Here is a 21,863-nt window from a genome sequence, read left to right as displayed (position 1 = left end):
GATGTTTTAGTTAAATGAAAGCGGTATACTGGATTTATTACACATTAAAGGAGTTATATGATGAATCAATCCGGCAACCTTACAGGAGCGTTACTGCAGAATCTGACCGTCACCGTTACCCATGCCCACTTAAGCAGCAGATACCCCGGATGGAACCGCTTGAATGAGACGCCATCCTTTAACAGGCTTTATTTCATTGATGGCGGCGAGGGTAAGGTGATCCTGAACGGGCAAGCCCATTATCCGCGCCCCGGCCAATTGATGATCATGCCGGCAGGCTCGACGCAAACTACAGAAACCTCCCCTGACAATCCCTATAAGCGGTATTTTTGTCATTTTGATGCCCATATCGGAGAATGGCCCTTGTTTCATACAGGCAACAAGCTGTACATATGCGATGTTGCGGAGCCGGATGCCATTCGAGAGATTTTCACAGAGATGATAACACGGTTTCCGGAAGAGAACCTGCTCTCCACCATGCGGAATCAAGCCGCACTACTTCATCTGCTGGCACTCTGCCTGGAGGACGGCGGATATTCCGATTTCATGGGTGAGCTGGCTCATACCAATGGTCAAAGACAGCTAGCGAACGTCCTGCAATACATTGAACAGCGCCTAACGCAGCCTATGGAGGTAGAGGAGCTGGCCGAGCTGGTTCATCTGCATCCGAACTATTTCATCCCCTATTTCAAGAAATACATGGGGGTTCCGCCCATGCATTATGTGCAGCTCAAGCGGATGGAGCTGGCCAAACGACAGCTTTCTTACTCCACTTCCAGCATTTCCGATATCGCTGCGCAGGTGGGTATGGAGCTGGCCCATTTCTCGAAATATTTCAAGAAATCTACCGGAGTATCTCCCTCTGCTTACCGGAACAGCACTAGGTAGAGGGGAGAACCGGACTATGCGAGTCCAAGGACATGAACCAGCAGAAATCCAAGTCCCGAGAGCAGTAACGAGCCGATTAAGCCAGCCAGCAGCGGCTTTTGACCCATTAGGGCAAAGGTCTTGATATCCACACCAAGCCCGAGTCCCGCCATCGCCATGGCCAACAGCATATAAGCCAGGATAATCAGATCAGCCGCCCATTGCTCAGGGATGATTCCCAGCGTATTTACGCCGCTCATCAGCAAAAAACCGCCGATAAACCAGGGAACCGGAAGTTTCCTCCACTGAATTTTGGAATGTGCAGGCTGTACAGCCGCCATTTGCCCCCTAAATTCCCTCTCTGTTTTACGCTGTCTATAGGCTTCCCAGACTCCGATAGCCAGTGCAACCGGAACAAGCATCGCTACCCGGGTCAGCTTCACGATCACCGCAAGGTCTGCTGCCTTTTCACCGATGGGAGCGGCAGCGGCGATCACATGCGCTACTTCATGAAGAGTGGCTCCGGCAAATATCCCATATCCTTCTGGACTAAGGGACAACACCGGGTAAATCAACGTATACACCAGCGTAAATATCGTCCCCAGCACAGCTACAATTGCCGCACTTATTGCGGTCTCATTGTCCGAGGCCTTAAGCTCAGGAGAGATTGCCGCAACGGCTGCCGCTCCGCATATGGCAGTTCCGCAAGCGGTCAGCAGTCCAAGTGTCCTATCAATTTTCATCCATTTGCAGAGTCCATAAACGGTGAATAAAGTAAATACAATGTTAATCACGGCAATCGCCAACACCTTGGGACCGGCCTGCACAAGTTGAAACAGGTTCAATCTCATCCCGAGCAGGATGATCCCTGCTCTGAGCAATCTCTTGCTGGAAAAGCTGATGCCCGGCACCGCCTGCTGCGGTACCCATCCTGCTGTACGAAGCAGAACTCCTAACAGAATGGCAATTACCAGCTGGCCCATGATGCCCAGGTAAGGCAGCAGCGCCAAATATCTGGCCGCTATGGCCAGTAGTCCTGTAAGCAGGATTCCTAGAAAAAATCCGCTGTATTTATCGTTCAAGCGCTGAAGCTGATGTGCATGATTCATCTCAAACCACTCCCTGTTTGTGTTCAATTACGTTGCTACCTTGTAATCTCACTATAAGGGCAGCCAGCAGGGAAGTGAAATACGTCTTTGCTATTTCTATCATTACAAAAACTTATGATTGATGATAATAAATATGTTAAAATGGATAACAAACGGCCATACGCAAAGAATTCCAAGGCTAATAATGAGGTATAATTATGATCGTAGATGCATTGCGTGTATTTGCAACCGTAGCTGAGCAGCGCCATTTCTCCCGTGCAGGGGAGCTGTTGAACCTCTCCCAGCCCGGTGTGAGTCTGCATATCCGCAACCTGGAAAATGAACTGGGAACCAAGCTGCTTCACCGTTCCCCGAAGGAAGTCCGGCTGACAGAAGCAGGAGCTATTCTCTATAAACATGTGAAGCAGATCCTCTCGCATTATGAAGAAGCAGGCAGGGAAATCCAACTGCTGCGCGATGAAGTCACGGGGAGTATTCATATCGGGGCCAGCTTTACGATTGGAGAGTACATCCTGCCTGGCAGAATTGCCGGGTTCGCCAATCAATACCCGCAGGTGAATCTGCAGGTCACGATTCACAATACCGAGGAGATTATTGCCGCCATTAAATCGAACATCCTTGATATCGGGTTCATTGAAGGCGAAACGTCGGACCATGAGCTGTCCGTGATTCCCTATATGAAGGATGAAATGATCATTGTAGCTCCATGTAGCCATCCCCTCTCGGCCGCAAATGCCGTAGATAAAGACATGCTCCAGAATCAGGTATGGGTGCTGCGGGAGCCTGGCTCCGGCACCCGTGCCTTCAGCGATCATTTTCTGCAGCATGCCCAAATCTCCCATAAGCGGTCTTATATATTCAACAGCAGCCAGGGGATTAAGGAAGCCGTTTCTGCTGGATTAGGAATCGCCATGCTCTCGAGATGGATTGTGCGCAAAGAGCTCGCCCGGGGCGAAATCAGCGAGCTGCGGATCAGGCATCAGCTGCTGGAGAGAAATTTCTCAATCATCAGCCGCAAAGAAAACGCTGCTACCATGGCCATAACCGTCTTTATCGAGAAGCTGCTTGCACCGGTTAATCCAGACCGTAAACCGCCAGTCTAATTCTCATAGAAACTTAAGACTCAACCAGTACTCCATCCTCCAGATGCAGCACGCGGTCACACCATTCCAGCATCCGTTCATCGTGGGTTACCATGACTGCCGCTTTCCCCTCACTCTTCACTTCATCAGCAATCATCCGCACCACTTCCTTGCCGCGCTCATAATCAAGGCTTGCAGTAGGCTCATCTGCGAACAGAATCGCCGGCTTGTTCATCCAGGCCCTGGCAATCGCCACCCGCTGCTTCTCTCCGCCGGACAGCTGCTCGGGATAGTGGTTGCGGCGCTCCCAAATGCCTAACCGTTTGAGTAAATACGCAGCCCGCACTTTGGCCTCTTTGGTGCTGAGCTTTGCCAACTTGGCTACATAGAGCAGCTGTTCCTCAACCTTTAAATAAGGCAACAGCTGTGCGCTTTGAAACATAAAGCCGATTTTTTGCAGCCGCAGCTCGGTTAGTTCGCTCTTGCCCTTATTGCCCAGGGGCTCCCCGTCGATAAGGATTTCCCCGCTTGTTGGTGTCAGCAATGCACCGGCCGCCGAGAGAAAGGTGCTTTTTCCGGAGCCCGAAGGACCCAGAACCGCTACAAATTCACCATCATTGACCGTCAGATCAAGATTCTTCAAGACCGACATCGTGCTGTCTCCGTCCCCATACGTTTTGGTCACTTGCTTCATGATTAATTTGGCACTCATGCTCCAGCCCTCCCTATCGCTTCCAATGCATCTACCTTAGCAACTCTTGCTACAGAAATAAGTGATCCCAGCAGAGACATGCCGATAAACAACACGCTGGTTAAAATAATCGTCGAGCTCTCCAACTGAAACGGCATCGAGTCCGGCAGCCCCTTATTTATACCAAAGGTCAGCAGCAGGCTTATTACCAGACTGGCCACGGACAGTATCATTACCTGCCCTACCACACTCCAGGCAAGATAGGACATTTTGGTGCCCATGGCCTTCAGGATACCGAACTGGCTAGTCTTCTGAATCGTGATCACATAGAAGAACACGGCAAGTACAACGCCTGCGATGACAAACAGGAATACAATCATCATCATGAGAGAATTCTGCTCTGCCGAATATCCGGGTACGCTAGAGATCGCCTGTTTTTGCGTGATGACCTCCACATTGTCCAGTTTGGCAGTAATTTCATCAGCTTGTGCAGAAGATGCGCTGAGTGCTACCACATTGTAAGGCATAGACTGTGAATCAGCCTTCTCCTGCCGTGCCCCTTGCTTCATTTCCTGCCAGTCCAGATTATTGATATAGACAACCGGGGTATGACTGTACGAACTATCGTCCACAATTCCGGATACTTTCCAGGACATCCCTGAAGCCTGATCAACGATGGTGCTTCCTAGGGTAATTCCCGACTGTGCAAGCTGGGAGTCCACAACTGCGCTGCCCCCGGCTTCATTCGATATCCCGGTTCCCTGCACCACCTTAGGAGCAAGCATACCATTCATATCTACGGCAAAAAAAGTAATGTCCGCCTTCGCTTCCCCATTGTCCGATGTAACCGTGCTCGTCTGGACCGCAAGCGGTGTTGCTTTATCTTCGCCCACAACTGAACGTGCCGCAATTAGCTCGGCATCACTTAATTGAGAACGTCTGAAGGCATGATCGGCGTCGCCCTGGACGACAAAATAGTTAGCCGGCATATTCTCCACTGCTGAAATATTGGCATAGGCAAGTCCTCTGGCCAGCCCGGTAACGAACAGGACAAGAAAGGAGACCAGCAGCATGATGACCATGATAAGGCTGTAACGTGCTTTGGAATGCCTCATTTCCCTTAAAGCTAAAAACATAAAACCACTCCCTCTGCTCTGTATAAACACAGTGTAGAGGATGAAAATGAACGGAGTATGAATAAACAATTACAGAAGCGGCAGTTTCACGGTGAAGGCAGTGCCTGTACCGACCGTGCTTGATGCTTCAATCGTGCCGCCGTGCGTTTCGATGATTTTCTTCGCGATAGACAGTCCAAGCCCGCTGCTGTTGCTGTCACGGGTACGCGCCTTGTCCACTTTGTAGAAACGGTCGAAGATCATCGGCAGCTCTGCGGCTGATATTCCTTCCCCGGTATCCGCCACTGTAACTTTACAGCTGCCCCCGGTGGCTTCCGCGGATAGGGTGATGGTTCCACCTGAGGGTGTATATTTGATCGCGTTGGACAGCAGGTTCATCCACACCTGATAGAGCAGATTCGTATCCCCCTGAAGTGTTATATCCTCCAAATGCAGACGAACCGCCAGCTCCTTCTCCGTAAGTCTCCACTCCATAATCTGCACGACCTGGCGCAGCTGCGCACGAAGATCGAAGCTCTTCTTCTGCAGTGCATTCTCGTCATAATCCAGAGAAGACAGGGTGAGCAGCTGTTTGCTGAGCATCGAGAGGCGGCGGCTCTCCCCGTCAATAATGGAGAGGTACTCCAGTCGCTGGTTCTCCGGCAATGCAGAATCTTTAAGCGCATGGGCAAAGCCCTGAATGGAGGTCAGCGGCGATTCGATCTCATGCGAGACATTGGCGACAAACTCCTGACGCGCCCGGTTCGTCCGCTCCAGCTCCTGGCTCATGATCATAAAATGGGAGGCCAGCTGGCCGATTTCATCCCGCCGCCGGGTATTGAGCCGGATGTCGTACCTCCCTTTGGAAATCCTTTTCGTTGCGGCAGTCAGCCTCGTAATCGGTTTAACCACATGCAGCACGGTAACGAGGACAAACCACAGGCTGAACAGAATACTAACCCCAAGCAACACGGCAAAAAAGATCCGCAGCTCCCCAAACTGCACCTCGGCATCCGGACGCATAAACAGGGCATAGGTCTGGCCGTTGATATGCACCGGCAATCCTATCGAGTTGCTGAGCTGATTATCAAAAAAACCGGTTACAAACGCCTGGCTCGGAAACTCCGCCACTCCATGGTAGACCTCTCCGGCAAGCACGTTTTGCAGCACATCCTCGCCTAGATCATTTTTGCGGAAAGGCAAGCCATAAAACCTCTCGTCGCCCTGACCATTGGACAAGTATAATTTATACCCCAGGGATGCCGTACTTAGCAGATATTCTCCGACCGCATCGGGATGGTCCTGGACAAACTGCTGCAAACCTATCGCCATTTTCGTGAGTTTGGCATCGTTCTGTGGTTTGATCTTGACCTGATAATAGAAGTTGGATGCGAAAAACCCCATAAAACTGCTTATCAATATAATTGAGCAAAACAGCACACTCATCCGTACATAAAGCGACTTCATGCGTTCACCATCTCCACTTTATAACCGATTCCGCGCACCGTGCGGATCACAAAATCCTCTTGATAGTCAGCAAACCGCTGGCGCAGACGTTTGATATGCACATCCACTGTCCGTTCGTCGCCCTCGTAATCCGCTCCCCATACCAGCTCAATCAGCTCGCTGCGCGAGAACAGACGCCCCGGATACTGCGCTAGCTGCGCCAGCAGCTCAAATTCCTTCACTGGCAGCAGCAGCACATCGTTCCCGCTACTGATTTCATAATTTTTGCGGTCGATCACGAGCGAGTTGAGGCGGATCTTGTCATCGGAGGCTATCGAATAGCGGCGGAACAGCGCTTTGATGCGGAATAGCAGCTCCTCTGGCTCAAACGGCTTGGTCACATAATCATCTGTCCCCCGCAAATAGCCCTGCTCCTTATCGCTGAGCTGCTGCCGCGCCGTCAGGAGAATAATCGGAATGTCGTACGTTTCGCGTATGTATTGGCACAGCTCCAGCCCGTCCATCTGCGGCATCATTACATCCACGACGGCAAGATCCACCGTGCTCTCCTTCATCAGCCCTACTGCTTCCCGGCCATCGCCTGCTTCAACGACCAGATACCCTTCCCGGGTCAATACATGCCGCAGCAGTGTACGGATATTTAGATCATCATCGGCAACCAATATTTTTTTCATCTGAACACCTCTCCCATATCCCTTCTTAGCTGTCACCATAGTAGCAACATTGCTCCGTTAAGACAACCGGGAGTCCGGCAAGCTGGCTTTCATTATGTTCTAAATTACTGAAAATCGTCACACCGCATGTTAATATTAAGGCACTATTAAAACTTTAGGGGCTACATGAATATTTAGCTTGATCATAAGAGGAGGGCTTTTCTTGCATCCAATAACAGCAATGGAAATCACAGCCTCAATTATTTTTGTCATTGTTATATTTGTTATAGCATTGCTTTTACCAGATAAGATTAGGAAGATCAGTTTAATTACTGCAGGTTCGATAACTGTACTATTGCTTGTGTTTTTTGCAGTTCGTCCCTATTGGCTTGATTATCAGGTATCAAAAAAAACAGAACAACTTAACCAATATTTAGAGGTGAAATACCCTAGTGAAGTGTGGGAAATTAGCCGGCAAGCAGGAAGACAATACAACCCTTATCACCTGGAGGTTCGCTTCAGCAACGAAAAAGACTGGATATATATCTATTCCGTAGTAGATGCAGACAATATCCACCAGAGTGTATGGGGAGTTCCAGGAGCCATGGCTCCCAGTGACGGGAAGCATTATGAGATATATCCATTGGAAAAATAATATAGACTAAACAAAAGGCACTAGACTGTCCTCCAGCGAAGTGATGCTCCGCCCCATTAATTGCTCCAGGTCATTCGAGGTCGAGACAGTATCAATCTTCTTCAGAAAAGAATAAATCCAGTGCTGAACGCTGGCATCCTCCCGATGTGTTACCGGCTTGCCTGCCAGCGATGTCAGCGTTGCTGCGAGATCATTGAAGCTCCACGTATGTGGTGCAGCCAGCTCATAAATCCGATTGCTGTGCCCGGAGCCGGCAAGAACAGCGGCTGTAGCCAGGGCCAAATCATCGCGTGAAACGGAGTTGAACCGAAAGTCCCCCGGATGTGTAATCAGCTCACCGCTGCGGATAGCTTCTTTTAAACCAAGCACATTCACGAAATCAATATATAATGCATTGCGGAGAAAGGTGTACTCTAGCCCGGAATCCAGAATCACCCGCTCTGTAAGCGTATGGACATTGCCGGAAGCAACATTACCCCGTTGCTGCGGGAAGGCAAAGCCGGTATAGAGGATATGCGAAACTCCTGCTTTGACTGCTGCTTCAATAACCCGTTTGTGCTGGGCAAGGCGAATGCCGTCATCCGTGTGTGAGCTTGAAATTAGCAGCAGTTGGGATATATCATGGAATGCAGCTTCCAGCCCTTCAGGGACATCATAATCGGCATAACGTATTTCTATTCCTTGACGTTGTATTTCTATAACTTTGTCCGGATGGCGGCCACCTGCAACAATCAGCTCCCGTGGCATTCGTTGCAGCAGATTTTCAATAATCAGGCGTCCTAATTGGCCAGTTGCTCCCGTTATCATAGTCTTCATCGGTTTGCACCCTCTCTATGGTTCATGGAATTTGGTTAAGCTATTAACTATATAAGCAAAAAAAGCTGTTACTTACTTCTCCTATCGGATTGAATGTTAAGATGAGAGTTTCACCGGTGCTTTATACCTCCAAATTTATATAGAGCGGTTCAGTTTGTGCAGCAATGACATCAACTCCAGCAGTTCCTCTTCATCCAGCCGCTTCATGACTTCGGCAACCGCCTGACGGTTCTCCGGAAGATGCTCCTTCAGCAGTGCACGTCCGCTACCTGTGATAGAAATGACCGATTTCCGGCCGTCCGTAGCATGGCTTGCCCGGCTGATCAATCCGTCCTTCTCCAGCGGCAAAAGCAGCAGGCTGATATTGGCTTTGGTCACGCCGATTTTCTCGGCAAGCACCGAAGGCAGTATAATTCCGCCATGCTTGGCGATTTCCACCAGAACACGGATACGCGCTCCGTTCAAACCCTGATTCTGCCAGTATTTCTCGGATACCGCTACGACATTTGAAGTTACTTCAACCAATGTGAAGAATGCCTCCGTATATAGCGGCTGCTCTATTACATATCTTTGTAGATCGTCCATAAATTCCGCTCAGCTCCATATAGTTAATAACTTAACTACTTCAATCTACGTGAATTTACCGCATCTGTCAATCCTATAACAGTTCTAATAGCTGCTGATTCCGATAACTATTTTGATTTTGCTTCTGCTCTTCCTTGCTTTTTTGCAGCCTTCTTTAAGATCGGCAACGAATACAGTCTTCCCTATCCATATCCTCAGGTACAGCGAATGGAAATGGATCGGCCGGATAATCCCCTGCTGCTCCGTCTCCGTTCCATCCTCAAATTCTGTTTCCGTTCTGACTATCCACCGGTTGCCGATTCCAAATTCTATGTATTTCAAGACTAACACTCCTTGGATATGATTAACCCCCGCAGCTAATCCATTGAAGCCACAGGGGTTATTCTATATATGTTGAGCTTTAGCTTTACCGTCCCGCATTAAAATCATGTACAGCTTAAATGAGCACTGTCTGTGAAGACAGCGGTTCCTCACTGTACTGTTTGCTGCCCTCCAGTAAAACTTCCAGCTTGATCAGCTCGGAGCGGCTGGCCAGACGGATCGGCGGCCCCCAGGTGCCATAGCCGGAGGAGACGATTACATGCATTTTCTCCTTAAGCAGATAGCCCCAATCCAGCTCAAAGAGGCGTTTGGTAATCCAGTGATTAGGCGCAATCTGTCCGCGGTGTGTATGTCCGGATAAGAGGATATCCACCCCTGCCTTTGCAGCAAGATCAAAACCGGTAGGCTGATGGTCCATCATGATTACAGGACGGGAGAGATCCAGACCTTCCAGCAACGAAGAGACACTAAGTCTGCCGCCAGCCTCCATAGCTTCCGCGGTTTTATCTTTCCGGCCGACAATATAGACGCCCGCAGTTTCCACGACTTCGTCCTGCAGAACTTTGATACCTATGCTATCCATCAGCTCAGTATACTCTTTGATCGAGCCGCCGTAATATTCATGATTTCCCAATACGGCATATACGCCATGACGGGCTTTAAGCAGCTTTAACTGTTCACTCATTCCATTGCGGATAAACGGCTCGATACTGTCATCCAGCACATCTCCAGCCAGCAGAATGATATCCGGCTTCATGTTGTTGATCTCGGAGACCATTTTGCGCAAATGACGGTTGCCTACAATATTCCCCAGATGCAAATCCGAAGCAACGGCTACCGTAAGGGGTGTACTTGTTCCAATGGATTTTTCAATTTTGATCGGATGAGTGCGTACAATAGTGCTCCAGGCATTCCGTGAACCCCAGATGAGGAAGATGGCCAGCAACAGAACCAGCGTCGCTCCTGCTTCATAAGTAAATGCCGAACGGTTAACCCCCATCAGTCCCAGCACCCAGTAGAGCAGATCTGTCAACGGCAGCACAATTACTGCAAACTCCATGCAGGCCAAATAATAGGACCCGATCACTTTGAAGAATCTGGCTGCCGGTTTCACAGCCTTTGGCCATGGCACCATTCCGATCATATAGGCAAAAGCAATAACCATAAACACCGTCCAGTAGGCACCTGCTGGAATACCCGGCAGCCAATTCTCCAGCAGAACCCAGAGATGAAGACCGATGTAGAAATTAACCAATCCCAATACTAGCAGCACTCCAGCTCCGGAAAACAGCATGCGCAGTATTTTCATTCAACCACTCCTTTAGCGTACAGCTCATATCTATACGTTCTAACTCAAATCATATCATAAAGTATTAGCCGAGTATAAACTGTGCCGGAGCATTGTAATAAATGAGAGGGTCTGCCTCCTGACATCAACTGCTCTCATTGCCAAAATGCCGCACAGAAGTTATTGCAATTTCTCAACATATGATCAATACTTATCTCAGCATTTACAGGTAAATTTGTTCCGAAATCATCAGGGCTCGGCTGGGGGTTAAATCCCAATCACCCGCTGTCCTGGATGGCAACTTTTGGTCTGCTTGTACTGGTAATCTATTTAACGATTACATAGTAGAACGGGTAAACTCCTCGCGAAGATTCGTCAGGATTTCCCCCAGCCAGTTGGTGCCGCGCCAGGTAGTTCTTCTTCGTATCCTCGGATCCTCTTCCGTTAAACCCACACCCCAGATCCGGTCCGTCGGACTGGCCTCTACCAGCGTGGTTCCTTTAGTATCCAGCAGCGCTTGCAGCAGGTCCTCGTTCTGAATAAACTTCTCCCAGTTTCCTTGATAGACAATCTCTTTGCAGTGTTGTTCCCAAATGGTTTTGTCGAAACCTCTCACCTGACGCCCCAATGCCTTCTGCTCTCGGGGAGTTGTGGCCCGCAAGATTCTCAATCCCAGCTCTTCATCCTTAAATAATTGTGCCTTACTGTACATCATGTACTGCTCAGTGCTATTAAAGTGAAGCTCTCCCACCGTGAAACGGCAGGGATACCATTGTGAGAATGGTGAGCCGCTGCGGTAAAAATAGGTGAATTTCTCCATCTTGCTCTCTCCTCATCTCATTGATTGGAACCCCGGTTCATGTTATATCGGTACAGCTTAGAGGGCCGGTGTCCGGCATCTCTGGTGAAATCCTCAGTTTCCATCACACGGTCAGCAATCTTCCGGCGGAAGGCGGCGGCCAGCAGCTCTTTGCCCAGAATGATCTCATAGACACGCTGAAGCTCCGACAAAGTGAACAGGGGCGGCATCAGATTAAAAATAATATCCGTATATTCAACCTTGCCGCGCAGGCGTTCGATCGCATATTGAACCATCATCAAATGGTCAAAAGCTAAGCCTTCACTCTCCACGATCTCACGTTGGATTTTGCTGACATGGCCTTGAACGGATTCGGTAATTTTGACCACTCCTGATAAAGTCGCCTTATCACTTTGCAGAGTGATCTTGATAAATTGGTCCAGCTCATATCCTTGTTCCAGCTCTCTCCGGCTGACTTGGAGGATCTCATGTGCTAGCTCGAACCAGGCAGCATCCGCCGCATCATCCCCCGCCTGCACATTCAGCGCAGTCCGATCAACCAAAGCCATATAGGAACAGCTGATGACCCGCATCCGCGGATCGCGCTGCACCTCGCCCCAGGTATACAGCTGTTCCATATAGATATTGTCTATATTCGTTTCTGTGAACAATTCCCGGCGTGCTGCTTCATCCAGGCTTTCATCTATACCGACAAAACCGCCAGGCAACGCCCATTTTCCCAAATAAGGATGTTCGCCCCGTTGAATCAGCAGCAGCTGCAGTGATTTCTCAGAAAGCTTCCGGTAATTATCCTGTTCCCGTTCCATCACGGTAAAAATCAGCATGTCGACCGTCACGGATGGACGTTCATACATTCCGGCATCATATGTTTTTAGGAATTGTTCCTCGGTTATACCGTTGCGGTCAGTGACCGGTTGTTTTGACATCGCCAAACTCCTTTGCAGCTGCGGATTTAATTATTATCTTTTTGTTAATATCATAATGTTATTATATACATATACAAGACGTATTAGTCAAGCATTAGAGAGTTGATGCAGAAAATTGCAATACGCTAGAATGAGGATCCTGCCCGTAGGCTATATTGCAAAAAAAGCCTGACTGCACAGGCTTTCGCCGGGCATATCAGACTTTGGTATCCATTCTATATTTACAGCGGCTCTATATGTACAAGCACATTGGAAACCTGGTGGCGGTCCTTCAATTGGTCTTCAATTTCTTCCGTAATATCATGACTCTGCACCACGTTCAGCTTCGAGTTCACCAACACTGTTGTATCCACCAGCACATTGTTGCCATGAATACGTGCTTTAATATCTTTTATAGACTCTACGCCATCGATTTGGGCAACGGTTTGCTTCATCAGCTCCAGTTCGCTTGCGTCAAAGCCGTCCGTTAAATCATGGCTAGCCTTGCGGAAAATATCCCAGGCTGTCTTGCAGATCAGAAGCCCGACAATCGTCGCAGTCAGCGGATCCAGCCAGGGAATTCCAAACTGAGAACCGATAATCCCTATAAAAGCGCCTATGCTTACGAGCGCATCCGAACGGTTATCCTGAGCTACCGCTTGCATGGCATTGCTTTTGAGTTCACGGGCAAGCTTGATATTGTACGCGTAAACGGCCAGCATCACCAACGCACAACCCGCAGCCGTCCAGGCAGCGATAAGATCTGGCGTTTCCAGCACCGGTTGGACAAATTTGTTAACACCCTGATACAGAACCTGCAACCCTACAGCAATCATAATGAATGAAGCAATCAATGCGGCTACCGTCTCCGCTCTGAAATGCCCGTAGCTGTGATTGGAATCAGGAGGTCTCCGGGAAATCTTAAGACCTGTCAGGATGGCGAGTGACGCAATGATGTCCGTACTATTGTTCAATCCGTCTGCAAGCAGAGCTTGGGAACCCGAGACACTTGCGATGAACAATTTGACGGCGGATAAAAGAATGTAGGCAAATAAACTGAGCCAGGCCCCTTTTTCACTTTGTTTAATGTCGCTGTAGTTTTCCAAAAAAAAGAACCTCCAAACAATAGTATTGTTCTATACTACACGCTGACATCCGGGTGGGTCTAGAGAAACAGTGTTGCCGGGCGGCGCATTAGTTAACCCTGCCAAATATAGTTGGGAAGCAGGAAGTGTTTTGCAATGCGCAACATTGTTTGCCCTAGTTCAACATCTGACAGTGATTGGTGTCGGGAAGCGGATTTATTCTCTTATACAGAAAGGCTTTGCGGGCTCTCACACCTCACAGGGTAAACACAAAAAAGGACCTGTCCTATAAGACAGATCCCTTTTCTGCTAAACTATGGTAGAGCTGCTACTCTTACAATAAGCATTTATTCTGCCGGCGGAGTAAATGAACGCGCCGCAAACTCGGCGTCCAGCATGTAGAAAGCGTTACTATCGGATTCAATCCGTTTTAGCTTGGCGATAATATTGCTGAACAACGCCTCTTCCTCCACCTGCTCATCAATGAACCACTTGAGGAAGTAGATGGTCGCGTGCTCACGTGCATCCAGTGCCAGGTCGGCCAGATGGTAGAATTTCCGTGTATTCTGCTGTTCATGGGCATAGGCATGCTCAAAGGCATCCAGCATGGATGTATATTCGTTCTTCGGCTCCGGTAAGGCAGCTAGCGTAGCGCGATAGTCGCGGTCATTAAGGAATTTGTAAATTTTCATGGCATGAAACCGCTCTTCTTCGGCCTGTACCAGAAAAAAGTTGGCGAAACCGTCCAGACTTTCACCTGAACAATAAGCAGCCATCGCCAGGTAAACGTGAGCAGAATAAAATTCAAAATTCATCTGCTCATTCAATGTATTCATTAATTCTTCCTTCATGGGTCCCTCACCTCGTCCTTTAGAGTAATTTGCTTGAAACAAGCTTTATGTAAATTCTCCTCCATCTTATCATCCATGCCAGTGAATCGGCAAACGAAAGGAAGATTAATTGCGAATGAAAATGATTTGGCTGAAATACCGGCACTTCACCCCGCGAGACTGGAGCAGACTCTTTCCTGTGACTGCCGTACTTACCGTCTTGCTTGCCATCAGCGGATGCGCAGGAAGCGCCAATATGCAGACAGGAAATATTTCTCCCACGGACTACATAACCGCAGCACCTTCCGCAACAGCGGCTGCAACAGCAACAGCAACAGCGACACCAATGCAATCAGCGGCCAGCGGCAGCGATACAATTGATGGCAAATTGGCAAATATGACACTGGAGGAGAAAATCGGGCAAATGCTCCTGGTCGGCATTGACGGCACCGAGCTAGATACCCAGGCAAAAAGGATGATTGCCGAAGACAAGGTCGGCGGAATTATCCTGTATAAAGACAACATCAGTAACCTGAAGGGCATGGTCAGCCTGATCAATGACCTGAAGAAGAGCAACGCGGAGAATCCGGTTCCGCTGTTCATGAGCGTAGATCAGGAGGGCGGCAAGGTCAGCCGCATGCCTGATGAATATGCCGCAATTCCGTCAAACGGGAGCGTTGGCGCAGCCAACAATTCCAGTGCTGCCGGAACGATGGGCAAGCTGCTCGCCAGAGAGCTGCTGTCAGCCGGGTTTAATATGGATTTTGCCCCTGTGCTGGATATAAACAGCAATCCCGATAATCCTGTAATCGGCGACCGTTCCTTCGGAAACACTGCGGACCTCGTCAGCAGATTAGGAATTGCTGAGATGAAAGGAATCGCCAGTGAAGGCGTTGTGCCGGTTGTTAAACATTTCCCCGGGCATGGCGACACATCCGTCGACTCCCATCTGGAACTGCCGGTCGTGAACAAAACTGCTGCGGAGCTGGCCAAACTGGAATGGCAGCCGTTCGAGGCAGCCATTCAGGAGAATGCGGATGCGGTAATGGTTGCGCACATTCTTTTTCCAGAGCTTGATGCTGATAAGCCTGCTTCTTTGTCCAGGGCCATTATCGGAGACTTGCTGCGTGAAGAGATGGGCTTTCAGGGAGTGGTTATTACCGATGACCTCACCATGGGCGCCATCACCGGGCACTACACGCTGGCTGCCGCAGCTGTCGATACCGTACAGGCGGGCAGTGATATCCTTCTTGTCGCCCATGAATACGGGAATGAGCAAGCGGTTCGGAAAGCGCTGCTGGACAGTGTTAAAAGCGGCATCCTCGAGGAGTCACGAATTGATGAGAGTGTCTACCGCATTCTTGCACTGAAGGATAAATACCGTCTGACCGACCAGCGGACAGCCGTACCCGATCTGATGAAGCTCAACCAGAATATCACAAGCTGGCGAAGTTCGCTTAACAAGTAACAAAAAGGCTGTTGAGACACTCTCAACAGCCTTCAACAAGCTAAACGGGCAGCCTGTTGTTATATCAACAGACTGCCCGTTATTTGTACTACTGAATAACTACTTTATCCCCGGGCTTTAGACCAGAAATAACTTCCGTCTTGTCCGTAGTTTCCAATCCGACCTTGATTTCCTGCCGTACATACTGTTCGTTTCCTTTATCCAGCATTACATATGCCAGATCTCCTTCATGCATAACAGCGATGCTGGAGACTACCGTGGCTTTCTCTTTACGCAACGTCTCAATTTCGCCGCTAAGGCTGAGGCCGCCGATTAAATGTTCATCCGGCTGGAGAGAAATAACCACCTCAAATTGCGGCAACTGGCTTGCTGCTGAGTTCTGCCCGCTGGTTGTAGTGGCGAATTTCGATACCTCTGTCACTTCACCTTTAAGCGTAAGATTCTTCATTGCAGTCATCTTGACTTTAACCTTCATGCCCTTCTTGATGCGGAAGATGTCCTGTTCCCCGACCTGTGCAATAAATTCAAGCTTGCTGAGATCAACAATCTTGCCGATGTACTGATTGTCCGTCACCATCTGCGGCCGTTCTTTACTGCTGTCATACAGGAAAATGCCAGTTGCAGGCGCATGATAGACCGCCGATTTGAGCTTATTCCTTTTGTCCGCCAGCTCCCGCTCTTGAATGCCTGCGTTGACCTTATTCAATTCCTCATTCATTCGGGCCGTTTCCTGGGCTGCCAGCGCTTTGAGCCGCTCTGCTTCAGTTCCGATTGGAGCTGCAGTTTCCGCGTCCTGTTGGCTGACGAATGAATTCAGTTCCCCCTCCAGCTGCGCTTTGCGAATGGCAGCCTCTGTGGTGGCAATTTCGTTTTGCAATGTGCTTTGGTCCAGAGTGAATAGCACATCTCCCTTTTTCACCTGGCCGGCGTTCTCCACCTTCCACGCTGTAACCTTTGAAGCGTAAGGAGCGTAGACCAGAGTCTCCTCTTGATACTGTGATTTCCCCTTCACCTGAACAGTACTCGTTATGGTCTCCTGAGTAACCGGAAAGCTGATCGCTTGCGTAGGCTCCATAACCATCTGAGGTTCTTCTTTTTTGATCACTTTGGTGAACAGTAAATATCCCCCTACACCCACGATGGCCGCAATAATGACCCATTTCAGAGTCTTTTTAATTATCCTCTTCATTGTTCGGCGTCCTTTCAATTTAAAAATAGCTAGTCCCGCTTAATAGCAGTAAGCGCATCTGTTCTTGAAGCGCTGATCGCCGGATAGATCCCCGACAGCACACCTGTCATAATAGCAAATACAAGTCCGATAGGAAGGTTCGTTTCCGGAATAATGAAATGTATACCATCACCAGCTGTACCCACAAGCCTGTTGAGACCGTATACGATCAAGTAAGAAAAGAGGACACCCAATAGTCCGCCCAAAAGCCCGAGCAGTGCAGCTTCCGTGATAAACATATTGCGGATCTGCCCCATATTCGCGCCCAGCACCTTCATAATCCCAATCTGCCGTCTACGCTGATGGGTGGACATGGTCATGGCAACAATAATGGAAATGGAAGCAATGACTAGAATAAAAACACCTATTCCAAGCGCTGCCATTTTGATTGTATCAAATTGCTCTTTAAGCTGATCCATCTGATATAGATTGTTGCTGGTGGTTAAAGACAGCTTCTGAATCATCTGTTCTACCTGCTTAATGTTGTCAACGTCGTCCACCTTAACCGTCACTGAGGTGTAATTACCTTCCTCAGGCACATTAATGACCGACATATTGTCAAAAGCAAGCTCTTTCCCGAGTTGAACCGCAGTATCCTGAGAGATATACATAATCTTGTCATAAGAAGCACGTTCATCACTAGTTCCCGTCGGTTTAGCCAGGATCCCCCCTACTTGCAGCGGTGAGCTGAGCTTGATGGCTCCTGAAGCGCTGCTATAGTCCTGCGCCTGTATCTGAAGCTGCTGCCTATACATTTCTGAAGGGAGCAGGCTCATACTGGTGTATTGAGCATTTAATTCCTGGTTAAAAGGATCTGCCGAAAGACGCTCATAGAGCTTCATACGGGTTTCATTGTCAATCAGGCCAAGTGTTGCCCCATAATTCAGCACAGTCATACCCGGGAGATTTGAGCCTCCTCCCTGTTTGAAGGTATGGCCGTACTTATTCAGCATCTCTAAGTCTGTTGCAATGACTCTGGCATCGCCTATTTTGTTGTCGACCGTGACAATCTGCATGTAGCCGACATCTTGAAACGGTGCGGCTGCGACTACATGATCCAGACCGCGGATAATCTCAAGCTTCTGCTCCGTCAGCTTACCTGGATTCAGGTTCTCGTTTGTTTCGGCAGGAGCCTTACTGCTGTCTCCGCCGCCATGCGAGGGGATACCGCCGCCTGGAGAGACCATAATTTCATCCATTTTAAAACTGCGATTGACCTCCTCGGTCATATAGTTCTGTGCGGATTGTCCAACACTAAGCGCAACAATGATTGCTGCACAACCGATGGAAAGTCCGGTCATACACAGCCCGGTAACCACCTTGCGCCGTTTGACCTGATCCCAGGCCATACGGGTTATATCTCTGATCTTCACTGCGTCTCCTCCTCTTGAGGTTCCGCTTCTGCTGCCTTTTGCTCTTCGGTAATTAAATAACCGTCCCGCAGGGAAAAGATGCGCTGCATTTGCTCTGCTACCTCATGTTCATGCGTGACAACAATAAAAGTAGTGTTCATCGTCCGGTTGAGCTTGAGCAGGATGTCGATGATTTCTTCCTCAGTCTTGGAGTCCAGATTCCCTGTCGGCTCATCCGCGAAGATAACCGATGGCTCCGTAATCAGCGAGCGGGCAATACTTACCCGCTGCTGCTGGCCACCGGACAGCTGGGAAGGAAATAAATCAGCTTTGTCCGGTATGCCGACCTGCTCCAGCAGCGCAAGCGCCTTTTGCTTACGGATTGATGGCGAGACGGACTGGAACACAAGCGGCAACTCCACATTCTCGCGCACGGTAAGACTGGTAATGAGCTCATAGGCTTGAAAGATAAATCCGATATGCTTGCGGCGAAACACGGAAAGCTTGTTTTCTCCCATCTTAACAATATCATGATCCGCAATGAAGATATGGCCTTCAGTCGGTTTCATAAGACCGGCCATCAGGTTCAGCATTGTAGATTTCCCGGAACCGGAACTGCCCAGCAGGGCAACCATTTCACCCTGCTTTACATTGAAGCTGATATCGTGAAGCACGGCGGTCCATTCGTTGCCGGTCTTAAAAGAGTGCTTGATATTTTCTACTCGCAACATAGAAGCTGCTCCTTCTTCCATTGTCATTTAGCGTTGGTATCTTTCTCAGTTATCAGCTGGCGGTCGATGAACAGGTTGAACACCTGGCCCCCAAGCTCCTGCCGCTCGCCTTGGAATTCATCAAATAAAGTTAATTTGTAAGTGCCGCCCTTGAGCTTCATGTACAGACTTTTGCTGAAGGACATCGAGAAGGTATTGCTCTTTCCTTCTGTCAGATCTGTACCTATAGTCAGCACTTTATCCTGTGTTACGCCAAAGGGATCCGTCATTCTAAGCACAAGCTTATGTCCTAAATCGCCACTGTCGATGCTGTTATCCCGGGTTAGATCATAGGTCATTGTGATGTTGATGGTGTCGTTTAGTTCCAAAAGTCTGCCTTCTGAGTTGATGACCGATAAATTATAGGGGAAGAAAGTGATCTTCGTTAAATTGCTTGCCGGCGCAGTGGTTTTAGGTGTGAGCAGCAGGGCGCTTGCATTAATAAAGCCGGTAGCCTCTTGTCCGCTCTCACTTAATTTGTTTCCTGTCACCCCGGAGCCTAATACCAGTGAGATGTCCTCGGCACTTACCGCCTTCGGCAGCTTCGCCCAGAATGAAACCAGCTGCATACCCCCAGGTGTTGCAGCATTGTCGGGTTGATTAGGTTTCGCATCAAAGAACTGCCCGTCCTTCGTTCTGTAATACGCCTGCAGACGGGCCATCTTGCTTTGTCTTTTCTCCTGGCTGCTTATGAGCAGTTCCGTGTACACAATTTTGGAGTTGGTCCCCTCGTAAACCGTCGTACGGCTCTCCTGAACATTGGCATTTTTACCTTTGCCGCTGATTTTGTAGGTGCCTCCGCGGTCAATATTATCTATTGCATTCAGTGAATTACTCATGCTGAGGTCCAGGAACGGCACCTTCTCGGTATTGACGGTACTGAATAAATTGATTCGTACATTTTCGAATTCCTCTGTATACGGAACCTTGGACAAGACTACAATCTCAGCGGACTTGCCCGGAGCCAGTGTTGCCGCCTCTTTATCGATCAGCAGATCCGTGGTCGCCGCTAAATCGTTAGTACCCAGCTTAATCGCTCCCGTAAGTTCGGGAAGCGTAAGGGTTACGGACTGGGTGTTGGTGATGTTCAGCTTGGCCATGACGATATCATCATCCTTCCAAGGATAACGTTGTAAAGACGTCAGGTTGTAAGAGAAGGAGCCAAATTGATTCGTGCGATTATAGACCTCCCCCTTTTGTACATCAGCACGAAGCGCATAAGGAATGGTAAAGTAGGCTACCGGAAAAATTAGTTTGGGAGACGCCGCCGCTACCGTCCCAGGTGTACCAGCGGGTTCGCCAGTGGTTGGGCCGGTGGTTGGGCCGGCCGTTTCTGTGGCACTGACAGCTTCAATCATCTGCAGCTGCAGCCCGGCTTGTTCGACCTCAAGGGGGACCTGCACCGTAAGCGGAACAACCTTTGTTTCCAACGGTTTTAGCGTGAGCCCGCTGAGTGCCTTGGCGTTCACCGGAAATGCTGTACCTTTGGTCGACTTCACGGCAAGCTCGTAACTCGGCAGGGTCACCGCCTTGTTGCCGGCGTTCTTCAGACGTAACTGAAAGGACCATACTCCGTGGGCGTCTTCTGAATAAACCGAAGCATTCACCAGCTGCATTTCCACGGTATTGCTGTTAATACCGACTTTTTTGACAGCACTTGGATTCACAACAAAATTAGGAGTAGACGCAACTGGAAGCTTGAAAGACATTTTGGGAAGCTCAAGCTTCAGGGTCTCATCCTTTTGTGTAAACTGCAGCTTCATGTTGTTGGTATTCAGGGCTGCGGGAATTTCCGCCAAATAGTAAATGCTCTTTTTCTCCTGCGGCTGAATCTTGTAACCTGCCTGTGCGCTGTTCACTGTCAGCTCGAAAGAGGTGCCGCTTGCCGTTTGGAGATATGGCGTGTATCCGGCTTCATTCAGAACCTTACTGCCCTTATTGGTAATGCTCAGTCCTACCTTGGCGTACACTTTTCCGCTAAATTTATAGAGCTGCAGGGAATCCGCACTTGCTGTAACTGGAATGTCATTCATAGTGGTGCTCAGGATCTTGCCGCGTTCAGCGGCTGTGGAATAGCCCGCCGGAATCGCCAGAGAACCCGCATTCTTTAGATACCCCTTGGCTTTGGCGTCCCATACGTACATGGCAATCTTCATTCCCTGCAGCGAAGTCGTTTGACCGACATTGACATAGTAGGTCACGCGCAGGCTGTCCTTGGCTCCGACCTTTTTCTTAAGCGCATCAGCAGTTACTGGATTAGCGGGAATGGCTGAACCTCCCGGAGTGACTACACGCGGAAAATAATGCGTCATATTGGCACTAGAACTGCCGTTGTTAGAGAGCTTAAGCGTATAGGCCAGAATATTGCCACCGGTTTGCGGCCAAATATTAACATCCTCCAATGCGGCAGTGACTCCTTGGCCTAATTGAATCGGATTGACTTTGACGGTTGCTGTTGTTGCTGCTGCTGGTGTTGTGCCTGCTGCTTCCGAAGAAGGAGCCGCTATCCCTCCGGCCACTTGACCGAGAACGATGGTGCTTAAGAGCAGAGCAACGTATGTATTTTTATGCTTTCTCACTTTCTTTCCCCTCCCAAGTCTATTAACTAGAATTATTATAGTTGTTGGCTGGAAGGTAAATGTAACCAAGTTGTAACTCTATGATGCGAATTTGTAACCTTTTTGTGCCAATGTTGCAAAAAAACAGCGCAACATGCGCTGTTTTCAGAACGGTGACCGTTAATATACCCTAATCGT

General features: G+C 49.1%; 21 protein-coding genes. 4 read left to right on the top strand and 17 right to left on the bottom strand.

Going from position 1 to position 21,863, the window contains the following annotated elements; genetic code table 11:
• Nucleotides 1-60 precede the first annotated feature (60 nt).
• Nucleotides 61-888, top strand: a complete 828-nt coding sequence (locus NST07_RS15730) for an AraC family transcriptional regulator (RefSeq protein ID WP_341092931.1) — start codon at nucleotides 61-63, stop codon at nucleotides 886-888.
• Nucleotides 889-902: 14 nt separating this feature from the next.
• On the opposite strand, the gene NST07_RS15725 is transcribed toward NST07_RS15730, so the two are convergent.
• Nucleotides 903-1,976 (bottom strand): YeiH family protein, encoded by a 1,074-nt coding sequence (locus NST07_RS15725; RefSeq protein ID WP_341092929.1) that lies wholly within the window; start codon nucleotides 1,974-1,976, stop codon nucleotides 903-905.
• A 197-nt stretch (nucleotides 1,977-2,173) separates the two neighbouring features.
• Between NST07_RS15725 and NST07_RS15720 the strand changes: the two genes are divergently transcribed.
• On the top strand, nucleotides 2,174-3,079 hold the full coding sequence (locus tag NST07_RS15720) for a LysR family transcriptional regulator (protein ID WP_341092927.1): 906 nt from the start codon (nucleotides 2,174-2,176) through the stop codon (nucleotides 3,077-3,079).
• A gap of 13 nt (nucleotides 3,080-3,092) precedes the next feature.
• On the opposite strand, the gene NST07_RS15715 is transcribed toward NST07_RS15720, so the two are convergent.
• The 4 genes from NST07_RS15715 to NST07_RS15700 form a co-directional block, all read right to left on the bottom strand.
• Entirely contained in the window at nucleotides 3,093-3,770 is a 678-nt protein-coding gene (locus NST07_RS15715) for an ABC transporter ATP-binding protein (RefSeq protein WP_341092925.1), read from the bottom strand.
• A complete protein-coding gene (locus tag NST07_RS15710) occupies nucleotides 3,767-4,864 on the bottom strand; it encodes an ABC transporter permease (RefSeq protein ID WP_341092924.1) in 1,098 nt (365 codons plus the stop codon). Before NST07_RS15710 ends, NST07_RS15715 begins: the two co-directional genes overlap by 4 nt.
• 90 nt (nucleotides 4,865-4,954) lie before the next feature.
• Complete coding sequence (locus tag NST07_RS15705; RefSeq protein WP_341092922.1) at nucleotides 4,955-6,268, bottom strand: HAMP domain-containing sensor histidine kinase; 1,314 nt, start codon at nucleotides 6,266-6,268, stop codon at nucleotides 4,955-4,957.
• A gap of 59 nt (nucleotides 6,269-6,327) precedes the next feature.
• Entirely contained in the window at nucleotides 6,328-7,005 is a 678-nt protein-coding gene (locus tag NST07_RS15700; RefSeq protein WP_341092920.1) for a response regulator transcription factor, read from the bottom strand.
• A 202-nt stretch (nucleotides 7,006-7,207) separates the two neighbouring features.
• Between NST07_RS15700 and NST07_RS15695 the strand changes: the two genes are divergently transcribed.
• On the top strand, nucleotides 7,208-7,639 hold the full coding sequence (locus NST07_RS15695) for a hypothetical protein (protein ID WP_341092919.1): 432 nt from the start codon (nucleotides 7,208-7,210) through the stop codon (nucleotides 7,637-7,639).
• Between the two features lie 6 nt (nucleotides 7,640-7,645).
• Here NST07_RS15695 and NST07_RS15690 read toward each other — a convergent pair whose 3' ends face one another.
• From NST07_RS15690 to NST07_RS15655, 8 genes are all read right to left on the bottom strand, one after another.
• Complete coding sequence (locus tag NST07_RS15690; RefSeq protein WP_341092918.1) at nucleotides 7,646-8,455, bottom strand: NAD(P)H-binding protein; 810 nt, start codon at nucleotides 8,453-8,455, stop codon at nucleotides 7,646-7,648.
• Between the two features lie 135 nt (nucleotides 8,456-8,590).
• Nucleotides 8,591-9,040: a MarR family transcriptional regulator gene (locus tag NST07_RS15685; RefSeq protein ID WP_341092916.1), complete on the bottom strand. Its 450-nt coding sequence runs from the start codon at nucleotides 9,038-9,040 to the stop codon at nucleotides 8,591-8,593.
• An 84-nt stretch (nucleotides 9,041-9,124) separates the two neighbouring features.
• Nucleotides 9,125-9,361, bottom strand: a complete 237-nt coding sequence (locus NST07_RS15680; protein ID WP_341092915.1) for a DUF3977 family protein — start codon at nucleotides 9,359-9,361, stop codon at nucleotides 9,125-9,127.
• A gap of 115 nt (nucleotides 9,362-9,476) precedes the next feature.
• Nucleotides 9,477-10,670, bottom strand: a complete 1,194-nt coding sequence (locus tag NST07_RS15675) for a metallophosphoesterase (protein ID WP_341092913.1) — start codon at nucleotides 10,668-10,670, stop codon at nucleotides 9,477-9,479.
• A gap of 316 nt (nucleotides 10,671-10,986) precedes the next feature.
• Nucleotides 10,987-11,469 carry an NADAR family protein gene (locus NST07_RS15670; RefSeq protein ID WP_341092911.1) on the bottom strand — a complete coding sequence of 161 codons (483 nt, stop codon included), beginning with the start codon at nucleotides 11,467-11,469 and terminating at the stop codon, nucleotides 10,987-10,989.
• Between the two features lie 17 nt (nucleotides 11,470-11,486).
• A complete protein-coding gene (locus NST07_RS15665; RefSeq protein ID WP_341092910.1) occupies nucleotides 11,487-12,395 on the bottom strand; it encodes an NUDIX domain-containing protein in 909 nt (302 codons plus the stop codon).
• A 221-nt stretch (nucleotides 12,396-12,616) separates the two neighbouring features.
• Nucleotides 12,617-13,480, bottom strand: a complete 864-nt coding sequence (locus NST07_RS15660) for a cation diffusion facilitator family transporter (RefSeq protein WP_038591441.1) — start codon at nucleotides 13,478-13,480, stop codon at nucleotides 12,617-12,619.
• A 326-nt stretch (nucleotides 13,481-13,806) separates the two neighbouring features.
• Nucleotides 13,807-14,310, bottom strand: a complete 504-nt coding sequence (locus NST07_RS15655) for a ferritin (RefSeq protein WP_038591439.1) — start codon at nucleotides 14,308-14,310, stop codon at nucleotides 13,807-13,809.
• A 115-nt stretch (nucleotides 14,311-14,425) separates the two neighbouring features.
• Between NST07_RS15655 and nagZ the strand changes: the two genes are divergently transcribed.
• Complete coding sequence (nagZ, locus tag NST07_RS15650) at nucleotides 14,426-15,757, top strand: beta-N-acetylhexosaminidase (RefSeq protein WP_341092908.1); 1,332 nt, start codon at nucleotides 14,426-14,428, stop codon at nucleotides 15,755-15,757.
• Nucleotides 15,758-15,845: 88 nt separating this feature from the next.
• Here nagZ and NST07_RS15645 read toward each other — a convergent pair whose 3' ends face one another.
• Genes NST07_RS15645 through NST07_RS15630 form a run of 4 tightly spaced genes read right to left on the bottom strand, consistent with a single transcriptional unit; the run spans nucleotide 15,846 to nucleotide 21,686 of the window.
• Nucleotides 15,846-16,946 carry an efflux RND transporter periplasmic adaptor subunit gene (locus NST07_RS15645; protein WP_341092907.1) on the bottom strand — a complete coding sequence of 367 codons (1,101 nt, stop codon included), beginning with the start codon at nucleotides 16,944-16,946 and terminating at the stop codon, nucleotides 15,846-15,848.
• Nucleotides 16,947-16,975: 29 nt separating this feature from the next.
• On the bottom strand, nucleotides 16,976-18,358 hold the full coding sequence (locus tag NST07_RS15640) for an ABC transporter permease (RefSeq protein ID WP_341092905.1): 1,383 nt from the start codon (nucleotides 18,356-18,358) through the stop codon (nucleotides 16,976-16,978).
• A complete protein-coding gene (locus NST07_RS15635) occupies nucleotides 18,355-19,068 on the bottom strand; it encodes an ABC transporter ATP-binding protein (RefSeq protein ID WP_341092903.1) in 714 nt (237 codons plus the stop codon). The genes NST07_RS15640 and NST07_RS15635 overlap by 4 nt, the downstream gene beginning before the upstream one ends.
• 23 nt (nucleotides 19,069-19,091) lie before the next feature.
• Nucleotides 19,092-21,686, bottom strand: a complete 2,595-nt coding sequence (locus tag NST07_RS15630) for a hypothetical protein (RefSeq protein WP_341092901.1) — start codon at nucleotides 21,684-21,686, stop codon at nucleotides 19,092-19,094.
• Nucleotides 21,687-21,863: the final 177 nt, after the last annotated feature.

The organism is Paenibacillus sp. FSL L8-0340 (assembly GCF_038593145.1).
In the GTDB taxonomy this organism is placed as follows: domain Bacteria; phylum Bacillota; class Bacilli; order Paenibacillales; family Paenibacillaceae; genus Paenibacillus_AQ.
The sequence above is the reverse complement of the archived record's forward strand: the minus strand, read 5'-3'. Positions and strand labels throughout refer to the sequence as shown.